The following is a 15,915-nucleotide window of genomic DNA, read 5'->3' on the forward strand; positions in this document are numbered from 1 at the left end:
CCGCCATGACGAAGACGGCCGAGCGGCTCCACGAAGTCGCCGTCCCCCCGATCCAGGCGCCGCCTCCCGCAGGGGACCGGAGGCGGCGCCGCCTCGCCGACCAGGCCCGTGCCCACGGCTTCCTCCTCGGCGGACTGCTCTGCTTCGCCCTCTTCTCCTGGTACCCGGCGATCCGTGCCGTCGTGATCGCCTTCCAGAAGTACACGCCCGGCTCCGACCCCGAGTGGGTCGGCACCGCCAACTTCACCCGCGTCTGGCACGACCCGGAGTTCAGCGCCGCCTGGCGCAACACCTTCACCTTCACCCTGCTGGCCCTGCTCATCGGCTTCGCGATCCCGTTCGTCATGGCCCTGGTCCTCAACGAACTCCGGCACGCCAAGGCGTTCTTCAGGGTCGTGGTCTACCTCCCGGTGATGATCCCGCCGGTGGTCAGCGCCCTGCTGTGGAAGTGGTTCTACGACCCGGGCGCCGGCCTCGCCAACGAGGCGCTGCGCCTGGTCCACCTGCCCACCTCGAACTGGTCCAACGGCACGGACACCGCGCTCGTCTCCCTGGTGATCGTGGCGACCTGGGCGACCATGGGCGGCACCGTCCTGATCTACCTGGCCGCCCTCCAGTCCATCCCGGGCGAGCTGTACGAGGCCGCCGAACTGGACGGCGCGAACCTCCTCCAGCGCATCCGTCATGTGACGATCCCTCAGACCCGGTTCGCCATCCTCATGCTGATGCTCCTTCAGATCATCGCGACCATGCAGGTCTTCACCGAACCGTTCGTGATCACCGGCGGCGGCCCCGAGAACGCCACGGTCACCGTGCTCTACCTGATCTACAAGTACGCCTTCCTCTACAACGACTTCGGCGGTGCCTGCGCACTGAGCGTCATGCTCCTGCTGCTCCTGGGCGCCTTCTCCGCCGGGTACCTGCGCCTGACCCGGTCCGCGGAGGGGGACCTCGGATGAGCACCCGCACCCTGATCTCCCCGGCGGCGCTCGCCCGCCCCCGCGGCAGGGCCGTCTACTGGACCGTCCTCTCCTCGGTCGTCGTCCTCTTCGCGCTCGCCTTCCTCTTCCCGGTGTACTGGATGGTCACCGGCGCGATGAAGTCACCGGACGAGGTGGCCCGCACCCCGCCCACCCTCGTCCCCGAGCGGTGGCACCTCGGCGGCTACACCGACGCCTGGGAGCTGATGCAGCTCCCGCAGCATCTGTGGAACACCGTGGTCCAGGCCGCCGGCGCCTGGGCGTTCCAGCTGGTCCTGTGCACGGCGGCCGCCTACGCCCTGTCCCGGCTGAACCCCGCCTTCGGCAAGGTGATCCTGGGCGGCATCCTCGCCACGCTGATGGTCCCGGCCCAGGCCCTGGTCGTACCGAAGTACCTGACGGTGGCGGACCTGGGACTGCTGAACGACCCGCTCGCGATCTGGCTGCCGGCCGTCGCCAACGCCTTCAACCTGTATCTGCTCAAGCGGTTCTTCGACCAGCTCCCGCGCGACGTGCTGGAGGCCGCCGAGATCGACGGGGCCGGGAAACTACGGGTCCTGTGGTCGATCGTGCTGCCCCTGTCGCGGCCCGTCCTCGGGGTGGTGTCGATCTTCGCGCTGGTCGCCGTGTGGCAGGACTTCCTCTGGCCGCTGATGGTCTTCTCCGACACCGACAAGCAGCCCATCGGCGTGGCACTGGTCCAGCTGTCGCAGAACATCCAGCTCACCGTGCTGATCGCGGCGATGGTGATCGCCAGCATCCCGATGGTCGCGCTCTTCCTCGTTTTCCAGCGGCACATCGTCGCCGGGATCAGCGCGGGCGGCACGAAGGGCTGACCCCTCCCTCCGCAGAAAGGCAGGCTCCGTGGCACAGCAGGACTGGTGGCGCTCCGCCGTCATCTACCAGGTGTACGTCCGCAGCTTCGCCGACGGTGACGGAGACGGCACCGGGGACCTCGCCGGGGTCCGCGCCAGGCTGCCGTATCTCGCCGAACTCGGTGTTGACGCCCTGTGGTTCAACCCCTGGTACCTCTCCCCGATGAAGGACGGCGGTTACGACGTCGCCGACTACCGCGCGATCGACCCGGCCTTCGGCACCCTCGCCGAGGCCGAGAAACTCATCGCGGAGGCGCGGGAGCTGGGCATCCGGACGATCGTCGACATCGTGCCCAACCACGTCTCCGACCAGCACCCCTGGTTCCGGGCCGCGCTCGCCGCCGGTCCCGGCAGCCCCGAACGCGAGCTGTTCCACTTCCGGCGCGGTCGCGGCGCGCACGGTGAACTGCCGCCCAACGACTGGCCGTCCCAGTTCGTCTGCTCCACCGAGCCCGTGTGGACGCGGCTGCCCGACGGCGACTGGTACCTGCACCTGTTCACGCCGGAGCAGCCCGACCTCAACTGGGCCCACCCGGCGGTCCGCCAGGAGCACGAGGACATTCTGCGGTTCTGGTTCGAGCGCGGAGTGGCCGGCGTCCGCATCGACTCGGCCGCCCTGCTCGCCAAGGACCCGGACCTGCCCGACCTCGCCACCGGCCCCCACCCGCACCCCTTCGTCGACCGCGACGAACTCCACGACATCTACCGGTCCTGGCGGGCCGTCGCCGACGAGTACGGCGGTGTCTTCGTCGGCGAGGTCTGGCTCCCCGACACCGAGCGCTTCGCCCGCTACCTGCGCCCCGACGAGCTGCACACCGCCTTCAACTTCTCCTTCCTGGCCTGCCCCTGGGACGCGGAGCGGCTGCGCGCCTCGATCGGGACCACCCTCGCCGAGCACGCCCCGATCGGCGCCCCCGCGACCTGGGTCCTGTGCAACCACGACATCACCCGCACGGTGACCCGTTACGGCCGCACCGACACCGGCTTCGACTTCGCGGCCAAGGCGTTCGGCACCCCGAGCGACCTCGCCCTCGGCACCCGGCGCGCCCGCGCGGCGGCGCTGCTCTCGCTCGCCCTGCCCGGGGCCGTCTACGTGTACCAGGGCGAGGAACTCGGTCTGCCCGAGGCGGAGATCCCCCGCGAGCGGATCGAGGACCCGATGCACTTCCGCTCGGGCGGTACCGACCCGGGGCGGGACGGGTGCCGGGTGCCCCTGCCGTGGACGGCCGACGCCCCGCACGCCGGGTTCGGGGGCGAGCCCTGGCTGCCGCAGCCCGACGGCTGGGCCGCGTACGCCGCCGACCGCCAGGCCGCCGACCCCGCGTCGATGCTCGCCCTCTACCGCGAGGCGATCAGGCTCCGCCCGGCCTTCGGCGAGGGGCCGCTCACCTGGCTTCCCGCACCCGAGGGCGTGCTCGCCTTCACCCGGGACAACGGCGTCCGGTGCCTGGTGAACCTCGCCGACACCCCCGCCGAGGTGCCCGCGCCCTCCCGTGTCCTGCTGGCGAGCGGCCCTCTGGACCCGCGGGGGCGCCTGCCGAGGGACACCGCGATCTGGCTCCGAGCCTGAACCCCACCCCCACCGAGAAGGGATCAGCACATGCACGGATCTGTCAGGGGCATGTCAGCAGCGATCGGCGTGGTGCTCACCACCGGCCTGCTCACCGCCCTCGCCCCCACCGCTCACGCGGCCGCCGGCGCCACCCTCCCCTTCACCTCCGTCGAGGCCGAGTCCGCCACCACCACCGGTACGAGGATCGGCCCCGACTTCACCCAGGGCACGCTCGCCTCGGAGGCGTCCGGCCGGCAGGCGGTACGGCTCGGCGCGGGTCAGCGCGTCGAGTTCACCGTGCCGCGCGCCGCCAACGCCGTGAACCTCGCCTACAGCGTCCCCGACGGCCAGTCCGGCACCCTGAACGTCTACATCAACGGGACCCGGCTCGCCAGGACCGTTCCCGTCACCTCCAAGTACTCGTACATCGACACCGGTTGGATCCCCGGCGCCAGGACGCACCACTTCTACGACAACGCCCGCCTCCTGCTCGGCCAGAACCTCCAGGCGGGCGACAAGGTCGCCTTCGAGTCGACCGGCACCCAGGTCACCGTCGACGTGGCCGACTTCGAGCAGGTGGCGGGAGCCGCGGGCCAGCCCGCCGGGTCCGTGTCGGTGACCTCGAAGGGAGCCGACCCCAGCGGCAACGGCGACTCCACCCAGGCCTTCCGGGACGCGATCTCCGCCGCGCAAGGGGGAGTGGTGTGGATCCCGCCGGGCGAGTACCGGCTGACGTCCTCGCTCGGCGGCGTCCAGAACGTCACCCTCCAGGGCGCCGGAAGCTGGCACTCGATCGTGCACACCTCCCGCTTCATCGACCAGTCCGCATCCTCCGGCGGCGTCCACATCAAGGACTTCGCGGTCGTCGGCGAGGTCACCGAACGTGTCGACTCCAGCCCGGACAACTTCGTCAACGGCTCCCTCGGACCCGGCAGTTCGGTCTCGGGAATGTGGCTCCAGCACCTCAAGGTCGGACTCTGGCTGACGGGCAACAACGACAACCTCGTCGTCGAGAACAACCGCTTCCTCGACATGACCGCCGACGGCCTCAACCTCAACGGCAACGCCCGCGGAGTCCGCGTGCGCAACAACTTCCTGCGCAACCAGGGCGACGACGCCCTCGCCATGTGGTCCCTGTACGCCCCCGACACCGACAGCAGCTTCGAGAACAACACCATCACCCAGCCCAACCTGGCCAACGGCATCGCGATCTACGGCGGCACCGACATCGCGGTCAGGAACAACCTGGTCTCCGACACCAACGCCCTCGGCAGCGGCATCGCGATCTCCAACCAGAAGTTCCTCGACCCCTTCTTCCCCCTCGCCGGAACCGTCACCGTCGACGGCAACACCCTCGTGCGCACCGGGGCGATGAACCCCAACTGGAACCACCCCATGGGGGCGCTCCGGGTCGACTCGTACGACAGCGCCGTCAATGCCACCGTGAAGATCACCAACACGACGATCACCGACAGCCCCTACAGCGCCTTCGAGTTCGTCTCGGGCGGAGGGCAGGGCTATCCGGTCCGGAACGTCACCGTGGACGGCGCCACCGTCCGCAACACCGGGACGGTCGTCGTGCAGGCGGAGGCCCAGGGCGCCGCGACCTTCCGCAACGTCACGGCCGGCTCGGTGGGCTCGGCGGGCGTCTACAACTGCCCCTACCCGGCGAACTCCGGCTCCTTCGCGCTCACCGACGGCGGCGGCAACTCCGGCTGGAACACCACCTGGTCGGACTGCTCGACCTGGCCGCAGCCCGGCCAGGGCAACCCCGAACCGGACCCGAACCGCAACCTCGCCAAGGGCCGTCCCGCCACCGCGACCGGTTCCCAGGACGTCTACACACCCGGCAAGGCCGTGGACGGTGACCCGAACACCTACTGGGAGTCGGCCAACAACGCCTTCCCGCAGTCCTGGACCGTGGACCTCGGCGAGAGCCAGACCGTACGACGTCTCGTGCTGAAGCTGCCCCCGTCCTCGGCGTGGGGTGCGCGCACCCAGACCGTCACCGTCCTCGGCAGCACCGACGGCACCGGCTACTCCACGGTCGTCGGCGCGCAGGGCTACCGCTTCGACCCCGCGACCGGCAACACGGCCACCGTCTCCCTGCCCGCTGGTACCAATCCGAGGTACCTCCGCCTCTCCGTCAGCGCCAACACCGGCTGGCCCGCGGGGCAGTTCAGCGAAGTGGAGGCGTTCTCGACTCCGTGACCACGGCGTCCTGCACGGTCCCGCGTTTCGCCGCCTGGATCTGCTCGTACACATGGGTACGCAGTTCGGCGAAGCGCGTGGCCACCCGGGTGTGCACCTGGTCCCGCTCCTCGGGCAGATCGACCTTCAGCTGCTCCCGCACGACCGTGGGCGAGGCCGAGAGCACGATGACCCGCTCGCCCAGGTAGACCGCCTCGTCGATGTCGTGGGTGACGAACAGGATCGTGATGCCCCGCTCGCGCCACAGCTGTCGTACGAGATCCTCCAGGTCGGCGCGGGTCTGTGCGTCCACCGCCGCGAACGGCTCGTCCATCAGCAGGACCTCGGGCTCGTACGCCAGCGCGCGGGCGATGGCGACCCGCTGCTGCATTCCGCCGGAGAGCTGCCACGGGTAGGCGCCGGCCGCGTCCGGGAGACCGACCGACTCCAGTGCGTCGGTGACCAGCTCACGGCGTCGGGCCTTGGTCAAGTCCTTGTGCTTCAGCGGGAGTTCGACATTGTCGGCGACCCGCATCCACGGGAACAGGCTGCGGCCGTACTCCTGGAAGACGAAAGCCATGCCGGGCGGGGGGCCGGTCACCTTCCGGCCGGCCAGCCGGACCTCGCCCGCCGTCGGGGTGAGCAGACCGCCCATGCACTTCAGCAGGGTCGTCTTGCCGCAGCCCGACGGGCCCACCAGACAGACCAGTTCGCCCGCCTCGACGGTGAAGGTGAGGTCGCGGACCGCCTCCACCCGGCGCCCCGAGCCCTCGTAGACCTTGTTCAGGCCGGATACGCCAAGAAGTCCCTGCATGGACCGCCCTTTCACGTTCGGGGAACTCACGGGGACCGCCGGGCCGAGGCGCGCAGGCCGTGGTACCAGGCGAGGACCCGCCGCTCGACCAGCTGGAACACCACGGAGAGCAGACAGCCGAGCAGACCGAGCACGATGATCCCGGTCCACATGTCCGGTACCGCGAAGCTGCGTTGGAACTGGACGACGGTGAAGCCGATGCCGTTGCTGGCCGCGAACATCTCGCTGATGACCATCAGGATGATGCCGATCGACAGCGCCTGCCGCAGACCCGCGAAGATCTGCGGACTCGCCGAGGGCAGCACCAGGTGACGCAGGCGCGACGGGCCGGAGATGCCGTAGGTGCGGGCGGTCTCCAGCATCACCGGGTCGACCGCGCGGACACCCTCGACCGTGTTGAGCAGTACCGGCCAGACGCATCCGCTCGCGATCACCGTGACCTTCATGGTGTCGCCGATGCCCGCGAAGAGCATGATGACCGGGATCAGCACCGGCGGCGGGATCGCCCGCAGGAACTCCAGGACCGGTTCGCACACCGCCCGCACCCGCTGGTAGGAGCCGATCACGGTGCCGAGCGCCACCCCGGCCACGGCGGCCAGCGCGTAACCGGCCGTGAGCCGCCAGAGGCTGGGCAGGACGTCGTGACGCAGCCGCTCGGCGGTCCACACGTCCGGGAAGGTCTTCAGGATCGTGCGCAGCGGCGGCCAGAAGACGTCGGTGCTGTCCGCCGACGCCAGCCACCAGCCCGCGAACAGCAGTACCGGCAGGGCGAGCGCAAAGACCACTTGGAGAGCGATCCGTTTCACACCGCCACCTCCCCGCGCACCGACTGGTGCCAGGCCAGGGCGCGTCGCTCCACGGCACGCGCGCCCACGTTGACGAGCAGCCCCAGCAGACCGGTCACCACGATCAGCGCGTACATCTCCGGCACCGCCTGCGAGTTCTGTGCGACCCCGATCCGCGCGCCCAACCCCGGGGCCCCGATGACGAGTTCACCGGTAATGGCGAGGATCAGCGCGACGGCCGCGGCCAGCCGGACACCGGTGAAGACGTACGGCAGCGCGCTCGGCCACAGCACGTGACGGATCCGCGCCCAGGTGCCGAGGCCGTACGACCGCGCGGTCTCGTCGGCGACGGGGTCGACGTCCCGGACGCCGTAGAGCGTCTGGATGAGGACCTGCCAGAAGCCGGCGTAGACGACGAGGATCAGCACCGAGCGCAGTTCGCTGCCGTACAGCAGCACGGCCAGCGGGATCAGGGCGACGGAGGGGATCGGGCGCAGGAACTCGATGGTCGACGCCGTCGCCTCGCGCAGGTACGGCACGACCGACAGGAGGACGCCGGTGACGATGCCCGCGCAGGTGGCGATGGCCAGGCCCAGCGCCCAGCCGGTGAGGGTGTCGCCGAGGGCCGTCCAGAAGGTGCCGTCGGAGAGTTCGTCGGCGAAGGCGCGGGCGATGCGGCTGGTCGGCGGGAAGTACTCCTCCTTGACCAGGCCGAGCCGCGGCACCGCCTCGCCCAGGAGGAGGAAGGCCGCGAGTCCGGCGGTGCCCAGCAGGGCGTTCTGGAGTCTCACGGAAGGAGCGCGTCCACGTCGGGGGTCTTCTTGAAGAACCCGTCCTTCTCACCGAGCTTCGCCAGCGCTCCGATCGAGGCCCGGTCCGGCTCGGCCGGCCACTTCGGCAGGATCACCTGCTCCAGCACCGACGCCGGGATCTTCGTGTACGTCGTGATGATCTGCCGGGCCTCGTCCGGGTGCGCGTCGGCGTAGGCGAGGGACTCGGCGGTGGCCTGCTGGAACCGCTTCACCACGTCGGCGTTCTGCTGCTGGTACCGCGCGGAGGTGAAGTACAGGGCGACCGTGGTGTTCGCGGCCACGTCCACCAGCGGGGAGGCGATCACCTGGCCGCCCTGGCCCTTGATGGTGGCCAGCGCGGGCTCGACCGCGCAGGCCGCGTCGACCTGGCCCGCGTCGAGCGCGGCCGGCATCTGGTCGAAGGGGAGCTCCACGAACGTCACCTTGTCCGGGTCGCCGCCGTCCTTGCGGACCGACTCGCGCACCGCCGACTCGTTGATGTTCTTGAGGGTGTTGATGGCGACCTTCTTGCCCTCCAGGTCCTTCGCGGACCTGATCGGGCTGCCCGTCTTCACCGCGATGCCGGCGAAGTCCTTGCCCGCCACGCCAGTTGAGGCGATGCCGTTGGAGACCGCCTTGACCGGGACACCGTTGGTGCGGGCGATCAGCAGGGAGGTGACGTTGGAGAACCCGAAGTGGAACTGCCCGCCGGCCACGCCCGGGACGATCGCCGCGCCGCCGGACGCCTTGGAGATCTGGAGCTTCAGCCCGTGCCTGCCGTAGAAGCCCTTCTTCTGGCCCAGATAGACCGGCGCGACGTCGACGATCGGAATGAGGCCGAGTTTGACGGTGGTGGTGCCGCCTGACGACGATCCCGGGTCCGAGGCCCCCGAGTCACCGGACGAACCACAGGCCGACGCGGTGGCAAGTAACGCTCCGGCCGCGAGGACGACGAGCAGACGACGCATGGCTCCTCCTGTGCAGACTTCGTCGTTCCGACAGGCTGTGCGCAGACCGCACGGTACAACGTCAGCGTCGCGCAGGCCCAGATCGCCGACCCGCATCCGGAGCAACTGGTTGAGAACACAAGGGATTTACAGGTCCAGCACGAGCCTCTTCCCCCGGCACCGGGACACGCAGATCATCATCGTCTCCCCGGCCTGCCGCTCCTCGTCCGTAAGTACCGAGTCCCGGTGGTCCGGAGTGCCTTCGAGGACGTCGGTCTCACAGGTGCCGCAGGTGCCCTCGGTGCAGGAGAACAGCACCTCCACCCCACAGGCACGCACGGCGTCGAGTACCGACACGTCCGGGGCGACGGTGACCGTCGTGCCGGTCTGCGCCAGCTCCACCTCGAACTCGGTGTTCTCGCCCTCCTCCTGCTCCTTCGGCGCGAACCGCTCCACGTGCAGCAGTCCGGCCGGGCAGCGCTGCTCCACCGCGTCCAGGAGCGGGCCGGGCCCGCAGCAGTAGACGAGGGTGCCCTCGGGGACGCCGTCGAGCACCGACGGCAGGTCCAGCAAGCCGGTCTCGTCCTGCGGTGCGACGGTGACGCGGTCGCCGTAGCGGCTCAACTCCTCGGTGAAAGCCATGGAGTTGCGCGTCCGGCCGCCGTACAGCAGGGTCCACTGAGCGCCCTCGCTCTCCGCGGCCGCGAGCATCGGGAGGATCGGGGTGATCCCGATGCCGCCCGCGATGAAGAGGTAACGCGGTGCGGGCCGCAGGGCGAAGTGGTTGCGCGGACCGCGCACCCGCACCTTGTCGCCCTGGTTCAGGTGCTCGTGCACATGGGCCGATCCACCGCGCCCGACCGGCTCGCGCAGCACGGCGATCCGCCACCGGGCGCGGTCGGCGGGGTCGCCGCACAGGGAGTACTGGCGCTCCAGGCCCGGCCCGAGCAGCACGTCGATGTGGGCACCGGGCTCCCAGGCCGGGAGCTGTTCGCCCAGCGGGTGGCGCAGGGTGAGGGCCAGTACGCCGTCGGCCGCCGACTCGCGGTGCTCGACGACGAGTTCGGCTTCGTACGCGTCACTCATGAACGGTGTCCTCGCGGCTCGGGTCCTCGCGGCTCACTTCCGCGCGGCTCGTGTCCTTGCGGCTCGGGTGCGGACGGCTCGTGTCCCTGCGGGTGGGCGAGCATCCACTCCCACATCTCGATCGGGTCCTGCGCGGTGTGCTCGCGGCCGCAGTGGCAGGTGCCGTGCAGGGTGTCGGTGCCCGGCAGCCAGTCGATGCGGTAGATCTCCCCGGTGGGTCCGGCACTCACAGGACCTTCTCCACGGGCTTGTCGCCTTCCTCGACGAGACGGGCGAGGATGCGGCGGGCGGCGAGACCGCCGGTGTCGATGTTGATGCTGAGCTCCTGGTAACCGGCGCGCTCGGTGCCGAGCGTCCGCTGGAGCAGGTTGAGGGCGTCCACGTCCTGCATGACCACCGTGTGGTTGTTGCCCCGCAGGAACTCGGTGACCTCGGTGTCCTCGGTCGCCCAGTCGCGCGAGACCATCCAGAAGTCGTACACGTGCCCGTCGGCGGACGGTGTGATGGCGTAGGTGATCTCGGTGTGGAAGCCGTTCGGGTCGCTGCCGTCCGCCTCCGGCAGCACGCCGACCGGGGCGATGCGGCTGTGCAGCAGGTACAGGCAGGGAGCGTGGTACTCGATGTCCTGCCAGCGGGTGATCCGGCCCTCGATGCCGGTGGACTTCGCGTAGAAGGGCGGACAGGCGGCGTCGTCCATGTGCCGGCTCACCCGGACGATGCCGGCGCCCTCGTCGACCTCCGTGGTGATCGGCGTCTCGGCGACCTCGGGGGTGCCGATGTAACCGCCGTGCAGATACGTCTCGTGGGACAGGTCGAGGAGGTTGTCGACCAGCAGACCGTAGTCGGCGTCGATGGGCTCCATGCCGCGCACGGTGACCCAGCCGGGGGAGTCGAGGTGCCGGGCGCGGGGGATGGTGTCGGCGTCGGCGAGCGCCGGGTCGCCTATCCACACCCAGACCAGCGAGTCCTGCTCGACCACGGGGTAGGAGGCGACCCGGGCGGTACGCGGCACGCGCTTCTGGCCCGGCACGTACACACAGGTGCCCGTCGTGTCGTAGGTGAACCCGTGGTAGCCGCAGACCAGTTTGTCGCCGTCGAGCCGGCTGGGCTTCTCGTGCAGCGGGAACCGGCGGTGCACACAGCGGTCGGCGAGCGCGACGGGTGTGCCGTCCTCCTCGGTCCGGTAGAAGACGAGCGGCTCGCCGAGGACGGTGCGTCCGAGCAGTTCCTCGCGGCCGACCTCGTGGCTGTAGGCGGCGACGTACCACTGGTTCCTGGCGAAGGCGGTCATGTGCGGCATCGTTGCGGCTCCCGTCTGTCGTGGTGGTGGCATCGTCTTGGCGGCGGCCGGGGCCCGGCAATACCGCTTCCGTCTCACGGAAGGAGAGGGGCGGACCCCTGTCCCGGCACCGGTCGGACAGCGGTCGGGCACCGGTCGGCAAGCTAACTGTAAAGAACCTTGACAGTTATGTGGTCTAGTCCAATCATGGGCACCGATCCACCCCGCGTTTCTGTCCTTCCGCTGTCCCCGCCTGCCCTTTCCCCTGGGAGCGTCAGTGAGACGACTTCGCACACTGCTGTCCTGTCTGAGCGTCAGCGCTCTGTCCGCCGGGCTCGTCGGCCTCGGGGGAGGGGGCGCACTCGCGGCGCCCCTCTCGCCCTCGTCCTCCGGCTTCGGCAAGCCCCTGCCGGCCCAGGTGGCCGCCCCCTACGTCGAGTCCTGGACCGGCGGGAGCCCCGCCGACCTCGCCGCCGCCTCCGGCAACAGGTACCTCACCCTGGCCTTCCTCCAGACGGCCGCGCCCGGTTCCTGCACCGCCTACTGGAACGGCGACACCACCCTGCCGATCTCGAAGGCGGCCCTCGGCCGGGACATCGCCACCCTCCAGGCGCGCGGCGGAAACGCCATCCCCTCCTTCGGCGGCTGGTCCGCGGACACCACCGGCACCGAACTGGCGGACAGCTGCACCAGCGTCGACGCGATCGCCGGGGTCTTCCGGAGCCTGGTCACCACGTACGGCATCACCCGCATCGACCTCGACGTCGAAGGCGACTCGATCGACAACGCCGCCGGCATCGACCGCCGCAACAAGGCCATCGCCAAGGTGCAGCGCTGGGCCGAACGCACCGGCCGCACCGTTCAGTTCTCCTACACCCTGCCGACCTCCACCAAGGGCCTGGAGGCCAACGGCCTCGCCGTGCTCCGCAACGCCGTCGACAACGGCGCCCGCGTGGACGTCGTCAACCTCATGACCTTCGACTACTACGACGGCGCCACGCACGACATGGCGGCCGACACCGTGACGGCCGCCGAGGGGCTGCACGCCCAACTGGCCGCCCTGTACCCGAAGAAGAGCTCCGCCCGGCTGTGGCGCATGATCGGCGTCATCGAGATGCCCGGCATCGACGACTACGGCCCCGAGGAGACCTTCACGGTCGAGAACGCCGCCGCCGTCGAGAAGTGGGCCGAGGCCAGAAGGATCAACACCCTCTCCTTCTGGGCCCTCCAGCGCGACAACGGCGGCTGCCCGGGCACCGGGGGCTCCGACTCCTGCTCCGGCATCGCCCAGGACACCTGGGCCTTCAGCCACACCTTCGAGCGGTTCACGAGCCCAGGCCACAGCTAGCGGTCCACCGCAGAGCTGGGGCGTGGGCCCGGTGCGGAGAAACGCGCCGGGCCCACGCCCCAGCCGATTTCGCTACAAGTTCCGAAATTATTCGGGGCGAGGACGGCCACGTGGCCGAAACACGCGGTTCCTAGCGTCGGGACACACCACGCCACTGACCTCAGTACTCGTGAGGAATCCCGTGTCACAGGAGTCCCCGTGCCCCACCTCTCCCGCCGCACCGCCCTGCGGCTGACCGCCGGAACGGCCCTCGGCGCCGCGCTCCCCCTGGCCGGCTGCGGGCGCCAAGACGACGCGGCCGCTGCCTCCGGCGCCAAAAAGGTCGACGCGTCCCCGGCCACCGGCACCGTGAACGTCTGGGCCGCCCAGGGCGACGCCGACGTGCTCGGCTCGGTCGTCAAGCCGTTCAAGGCCGCCAACCCCGACCTGGTCGTGAAGACCACGCTGATCCCGAACGCGGAGTACTACACCAAGCTCCAGGCGGCCGTCGCGGCGCGCAAGGGACCGGACGTGGCCCAGTTCTTCCCCGAGTCGCAGGCGCAGTTCCTCGACTCCTCGACCCTGCGGCCCGTGCCGGACGGCCTGGTGGATCCGGGCAGCTTCTTCAAGAGCCTCTGGGACGCCGGCGTCGTGAACGACGTGGCCTACACGGTGCCCTGGTACGCGTACACGTACGCACTGGTCTACCGATCGGATCTGGCCAGGAAGGCGGGCGTCGAGGCGCCGACCACCTGGGCCGGGATGGAACCCTTCCTCAAGGGTCTCCAGAGCGCCGGTGCCGCCCACGCCCTGGGGGCCGACATCGGGTGGGACATCTTCAACGGCCAGGACGTCGCCATGTACGCCTGGCAGGCCGGCGGCTCACTCGTCACCTCCGACGGCAGGTGGAACCTCGACACGCCCCAGATGATCGACGCCCTCGACTACAACGCGTCCTTCTTCACCGCCGGGACCGCCGACACCAGTGGGCCGACCTTCCTCGACGCACAGCCGTACTTCGTCTCGGGCAGAACAGCGAGCATGATCACCGGCCCCTGGGTCATCGGCCAGCTCGACACCGCCGCCAAGAAGAGCGGCTGGACGGCCTCCCATGTCGCCACCGCCCCGCTGCCCGCCGGAGCGTCGAGCAGCGTCTCCTTCTCCGCGGGCGGTACCTGGGGCGTGCTCGCCGACAGCGGGAACCCGGACGCCGCCTGGAAGCTCGTCCGGTACCTGGCCAAGCCCACCACCCAGGTCGCGCAGTACAAGGCCTACGGATCGCTGCCGGCCGTCGTCTCCGCCTGGGACGACCCGGTGATCAAGGGCCAGCCGCTCATGGCGGCCTTTCTCACCCAGCTCAAGAACACCCGGGCGTTCCCTCAGATCAGCACCTGGCAGCAGGTCGCGACCCGGCTGGGCAAGGAGATGGAGGCCGTCGCCAAGGGCAGGCAGACCGCGGCGAAGGCGGCCGCGGCCATCCAGGCGTACGCCGAGAGCGTCGGCACGGGCAGGAAGTGATGACCACGACCGCCGTACCGGCCACCAAGAGGGCCCGGGCCGTACCGAAGACGGCTGCACCCAGGGCGTCCCGGGCCCGCCGCACCGCGGTCGCGTGGCTCTTCCTCGCCCCCTTCGGCGTCGTCTTCGTGGTCTACACGGCGATCCCCACGGTCGCCGCGCTCGCCCTGAGCCTCACCGACATCCGCGGCGCCGACCTGCGCACCCCGTTCGCCGTGGACTTCACCGGCATCGACAACTACCTCCGGCTGTTCCAGGACGACACCTTCGTACGGGACATCCTCAACACCGCCCTCTTCGTGGCCGTGGGCGTGCCCCTGACGATGGGCGCCGGTTTCGCTCTGGCCCTCGTGCTGAACTCCGGCGTCAGCAGGCTGCGCGGTGCCTTCCGGACGGTCTTCTTCGCTCCCGTCGTCACCAACGTCGTGGCCGTCGCGCTGATCTGGCAGTACGCCTTCCACGTCGACGGCACGGTGAACAAGCTGCTCGGCGCGGTCGGGTTCGCCGGACCGAACTGGCTGGACGACCCCGACCTGGCCATGCCGGTCGTCATCCTGCTCGGCGTCTGGCGCAACTTCGGCACCGCCATGGTGCTGTTCCTCGCCGGTCTCCAGGCGGTCCCGCGGGACGTGTACGAGGCCGCCGCCCTGGACGGGGCCGGCCGGTGGCGCCAACTCCGGCACATCACGCTGCCGTTGCTGCTGCCCACCACCCTCATGGTCTCCGTCCTGCTGACCGTCTTCTACCTCCAGGTCTTCGACGAGCCCTACCTCCTCACCGGCGGCGGCCCGCTCGGCTCCACCGAGTCGGTCGCGCTGTACACCTACCGCCAGTTCGGCGCGGGCGAGTTCGGGATGTCCTCGGCGGCGTCCTTCGTGACGCTCGCCCTGGTGACCGTGGTCAGCGTCGTCCAGTTCCGGCTGCTGAGGTCCCGCACATGAACCGTGCCGCCCGACCCCTGCTGTACGCAGCCCTGGTGCTGTGCGCTCTGCTCACCCTGCTGCCCTTCGCGTGGGGGGTGAGCGGCTCGCTGCGCAGCCTGGACGAGATCCGCTCCGACCCCGGGGCCCTGTTCCCGCACCAGCTCACCTTCGGCAACTTCACGCGGCTGTTCGAGACCCAGGGCTTCGGCCGGTTCCTGGTCAACAGTGTCGTCGTCGCGCTGATCGTGGTCGCCGGGAACATCCTGGCCGCCTCGGCCGCCGGGTACGCCCTCGCCAAGCTCGACTTCGCGGGCCGGCGGCTCGCGTTCGGCGCGGTCATGGCGGCGATGATGGTGCCGTTCACCGCGGTGTTCGTCACCCAGTTCGTGATCACCGTGGACCTGGGCCTCGCGGACACCCTCACCGGGATCGCCCTGCCCGGCGCCGCGCTCCCGCTGTCGGTCTTCATCGTGCGCCAGTACGCCCTGTCGATCCCCGACGAACTCCTCGAAGCGGCCCGCATCGACGGCGCCGGCGAGTTCCGGATCTTCTTCAGGATCTTCCTGCCGCTGGCCGGACCCGCCGTCGCCACGATCACGATCATGTCGTTCCTCAACTCGTGGAACAACTTCATCTGGCCGCTGGTCGTCGCCCAGAGCATGTCCACCTACACCCTCCCGGTCGGCCTCGCCGCCACCAGTCAGGCCGCGGCCCATGTCACCGACTACGGCCTGCTGCTCGCGGGGGCGATCGTCGTGATGCTGCCGGTGCTCGTGCTCTTCCTCTTCCTCCAGCGCTACTTCGTGCAGGGCATCGCCGGAACGGGGCTGCGATGAGCACGCGGGTCA

General features: G+C 70.1%; 15 protein-coding genes. 8 read left to right on the forward strand and 7 right to left on the reverse strand.

What is annotated here, in order from left to right; translation table 11 throughout:
* The first annotated feature begins 5 nt into the window (after nucleotides 1-5).
* The 4 genes from IF54_RS0105380 to IF54_RS0105395 are packed head-to-tail and all read left to right on the forward strand — an operon-like array spanning nucleotide 6 to nucleotide 5,618.
* On the forward strand, nucleotides 6-959 hold the full coding sequence (locus IF54_RS0105380) for a carbohydrate ABC transporter permease (RefSeq protein ID WP_030315047.1): 954 nt from the start codon (nucleotides 6-8) through the stop codon (nucleotides 957-959).
* On the forward strand, nucleotides 956-1,816 hold the full coding sequence (locus tag IF54_RS0105385; RefSeq protein ID WP_030315048.1) for a carbohydrate ABC transporter permease: 861 nt from the start codon (nucleotides 956-958) through the stop codon (nucleotides 1,814-1,816). Before IF54_RS0105380 ends, IF54_RS0105385 begins: the two co-directional genes overlap by 4 nt.
* Nucleotides 1,817-1,844: 28 nt before the next feature.
* A complete protein-coding gene (locus IF54_RS0105390) occupies nucleotides 1,845-3,425 on the forward strand; it encodes a glycoside hydrolase family 13 protein (protein WP_030315049.1) in 1,581 nt (526 codons plus the stop codon).
* A 51-nt stretch (nucleotides 3,426-3,476) separates the two neighbouring features.
* Nucleotides 3,477-5,618, forward strand: coding sequence for a discoidin domain-containing protein (locus IF54_RS0105395; RefSeq protein WP_420790353.1), 2,142 nt, complete (start codon nucleotides 3,477-3,479; stop codon nucleotides 5,616-5,618).
* Here the strand turns inward: IF54_RS0105395 and IF54_RS0105400 are convergent.
* From IF54_RS0105400 to IF54_RS0105430, 7 genes are all read right to left on the reverse strand, one after another.
* Entirely contained in the window at nucleotides 5,587-6,411 is an 825-nt protein-coding gene (locus IF54_RS0105400) for an ABC transporter ATP-binding protein (protein WP_030315053.1), read from the reverse strand. The two genes, IF54_RS0105395 and IF54_RS0105400, sit on opposite strands and share 32 nt — an antisense overlap.
* Before the next feature lie 26 nt (nucleotides 6,412-6,437).
* Complete coding sequence (locus IF54_RS0105405; RefSeq protein WP_030315055.1) at nucleotides 6,438-7,217, reverse strand: ABC transporter permease; 780 nt, start codon at nucleotides 7,215-7,217, stop codon at nucleotides 6,438-6,440.
* Nucleotides 7,214-7,987 carry an ABC transporter permease gene (locus tag IF54_RS0105410; RefSeq protein ID WP_030315057.1) on the reverse strand — a complete coding sequence of 258 codons (774 nt, stop codon included), beginning with the start codon at nucleotides 7,985-7,987 and terminating at the stop codon, nucleotides 7,214-7,216. The genes IF54_RS0105405 and IF54_RS0105410 overlap by 4 nt, the downstream gene beginning before the upstream one ends.
* Nucleotides 7,984-8,955 carry an ABC transporter substrate-binding protein gene (locus tag IF54_RS0105415; protein ID WP_030315059.1) on the reverse strand — a complete coding sequence of 324 codons (972 nt, stop codon included), beginning with the start codon at nucleotides 8,953-8,955 and terminating at the stop codon, nucleotides 7,984-7,986. Before IF54_RS0105415 ends, IF54_RS0105410 begins: the two co-directional genes overlap by 4 nt.
* A 126-nt stretch (nucleotides 8,956-9,081) precedes the next feature.
* A complete protein-coding gene (locus tag IF54_RS0105420) occupies nucleotides 9,082-10,020 on the reverse strand; it encodes a PDR/VanB family oxidoreductase (RefSeq protein ID WP_030315061.1) in 939 nt (312 codons plus the stop codon).
* Nucleotides 10,017-10,250: a hypothetical protein gene (locus IF54_RS0105425; protein ID WP_030315063.1), complete on the reverse strand. Its 234-nt coding sequence runs from the start codon at nucleotides 10,248-10,250 to the stop codon at nucleotides 10,017-10,019. The genes IF54_RS0105420 and IF54_RS0105425 overlap by 4 nt, the downstream gene beginning before the upstream one ends.
* Entirely contained in the window at nucleotides 10,247-11,320 is a 1,074-nt protein-coding gene (locus IF54_RS0105430) for an aromatic ring-hydroxylating dioxygenase subunit alpha (protein WP_030315065.1), read from the reverse strand. The genes IF54_RS0105425 and IF54_RS0105430 overlap by 4 nt, the downstream gene beginning before the upstream one ends.
* A 256-nt stretch (nucleotides 11,321-11,576) precedes the next feature.
* On the opposite strand from IF54_RS0105430, the gene IF54_RS0105435 reads away from it, so the two are divergent.
* The 4 genes from IF54_RS0105435 (at nucleotide 11,577) to IF54_RS0105450 (ending at nucleotide 15,903) form a co-directional block, all read left to right on the forward strand.
* Nucleotides 11,577-12,647, forward strand: a complete 1,071-nt coding sequence (locus tag IF54_RS0105435) for a chitinase (RefSeq protein WP_030315066.1) — start codon at nucleotides 11,577-11,579, stop codon at nucleotides 12,645-12,647.
* A 198-nt stretch (nucleotides 12,648-12,845) separates the two neighbouring features.
* Nucleotides 12,846-14,144: an extracellular solute-binding protein gene (locus IF54_RS0105440; RefSeq protein ID WP_030315068.1), complete on the forward strand. Its 1,299-nt coding sequence runs from the start codon at nucleotides 12,846-12,848 to the stop codon at nucleotides 14,142-14,144.
* Nucleotides 14,144-15,085 carry a carbohydrate ABC transporter permease gene (locus tag IF54_RS0105445; protein WP_030315069.1) on the forward strand — a complete coding sequence of 314 codons (942 nt, stop codon included), beginning with the start codon at nucleotides 14,144-14,146 and terminating at the stop codon, nucleotides 15,083-15,085. Before IF54_RS0105440 ends, IF54_RS0105445 begins: the two co-directional genes overlap by 1 nt.
* Nucleotides 15,082-15,903: a carbohydrate ABC transporter permease gene (locus IF54_RS0105450; protein ID WP_030315071.1), complete on the forward strand. Its 822-nt coding sequence runs from the start codon at nucleotides 15,082-15,084 to the stop codon at nucleotides 15,901-15,903. The genes IF54_RS0105445 and IF54_RS0105450 overlap by 4 nt, the downstream gene beginning before the upstream one ends.
* Nucleotides 15,904-15,915: the final 12 nt, after the last annotated feature.

Origin of the sequence: Streptomyces sp. NRRL B-3229 (assembly GCF_000719505.1) — a bacterium.
Taxonomy (GTDB): domain Bacteria; phylum Actinomycetota; class Actinomycetes; order Streptomycetales; family Streptomycetaceae; genus Streptomyces; species Streptomyces griseorubiginosus.

Bases quoted from the DNA above. Each gene is read 5' to 3' on its own strand.
- IF54_RS0105380 (WP_030315047.1), top strand. From the start codon at position 6: ATGACGAAGACGGCCGAGCGGCTCCACGAAGTCGCCGTCCCCCCGATC.
- IF54_RS0105385 (WP_030315048.1), top strand. From the start codon at position 956: ATGAGCACCCGCACCCTGATCTCCCCGGCGGCGCTCGCCCGCCCCCGC.
- IF54_RS0105395 (WP_420790353.1), top strand. From the start codon at position 3,477: ATGTCAGCAGCGATCGGCGTGGTGCTCACCACCGGCCTGCTCACCGCC.
- IF54_RS0105400 (WP_030315053.1), bottom strand. From the start codon at position 6,411: ATGCAGGGACTTCTTGGCGTATCCGGCCTGAACAAGGTCTACGAGGGC.
- IF54_RS0105415 (WP_030315059.1), bottom strand. From the start codon at position 8,955: ATGCGTCGTCTGCTCGTCGTCCTCGCGGCCGGAGCGTTACTTGCCACC.
- IF54_RS0105420 (WP_030315061.1), bottom strand. From the start codon at position 10,020: ATGAGTGACGCGTACGAAGCCGAACTCGTCGTCGAGCACCGCGAGTCG.
- IF54_RS0105430 (WP_030315065.1), bottom strand. From the start codon at position 11,320: ATGCCGCACATGACCGCCTTCGCCAGGAACCAGTGGTACGTCGCCGCC.
- IF54_RS0105445 (WP_030315069.1), top strand. From the start codon at position 14,144: ATGACCACGACCGCCGTACCGGCCACCAAGAGGGCCCGGGCCGTACCG.
- IF54_RS0105450 (WP_030315071.1), top strand. From the start codon at position 15,082: ATGAACCGTGCCGCCCGACCCCTGCTGTACGCAGCCCTGGTGCTGTGC.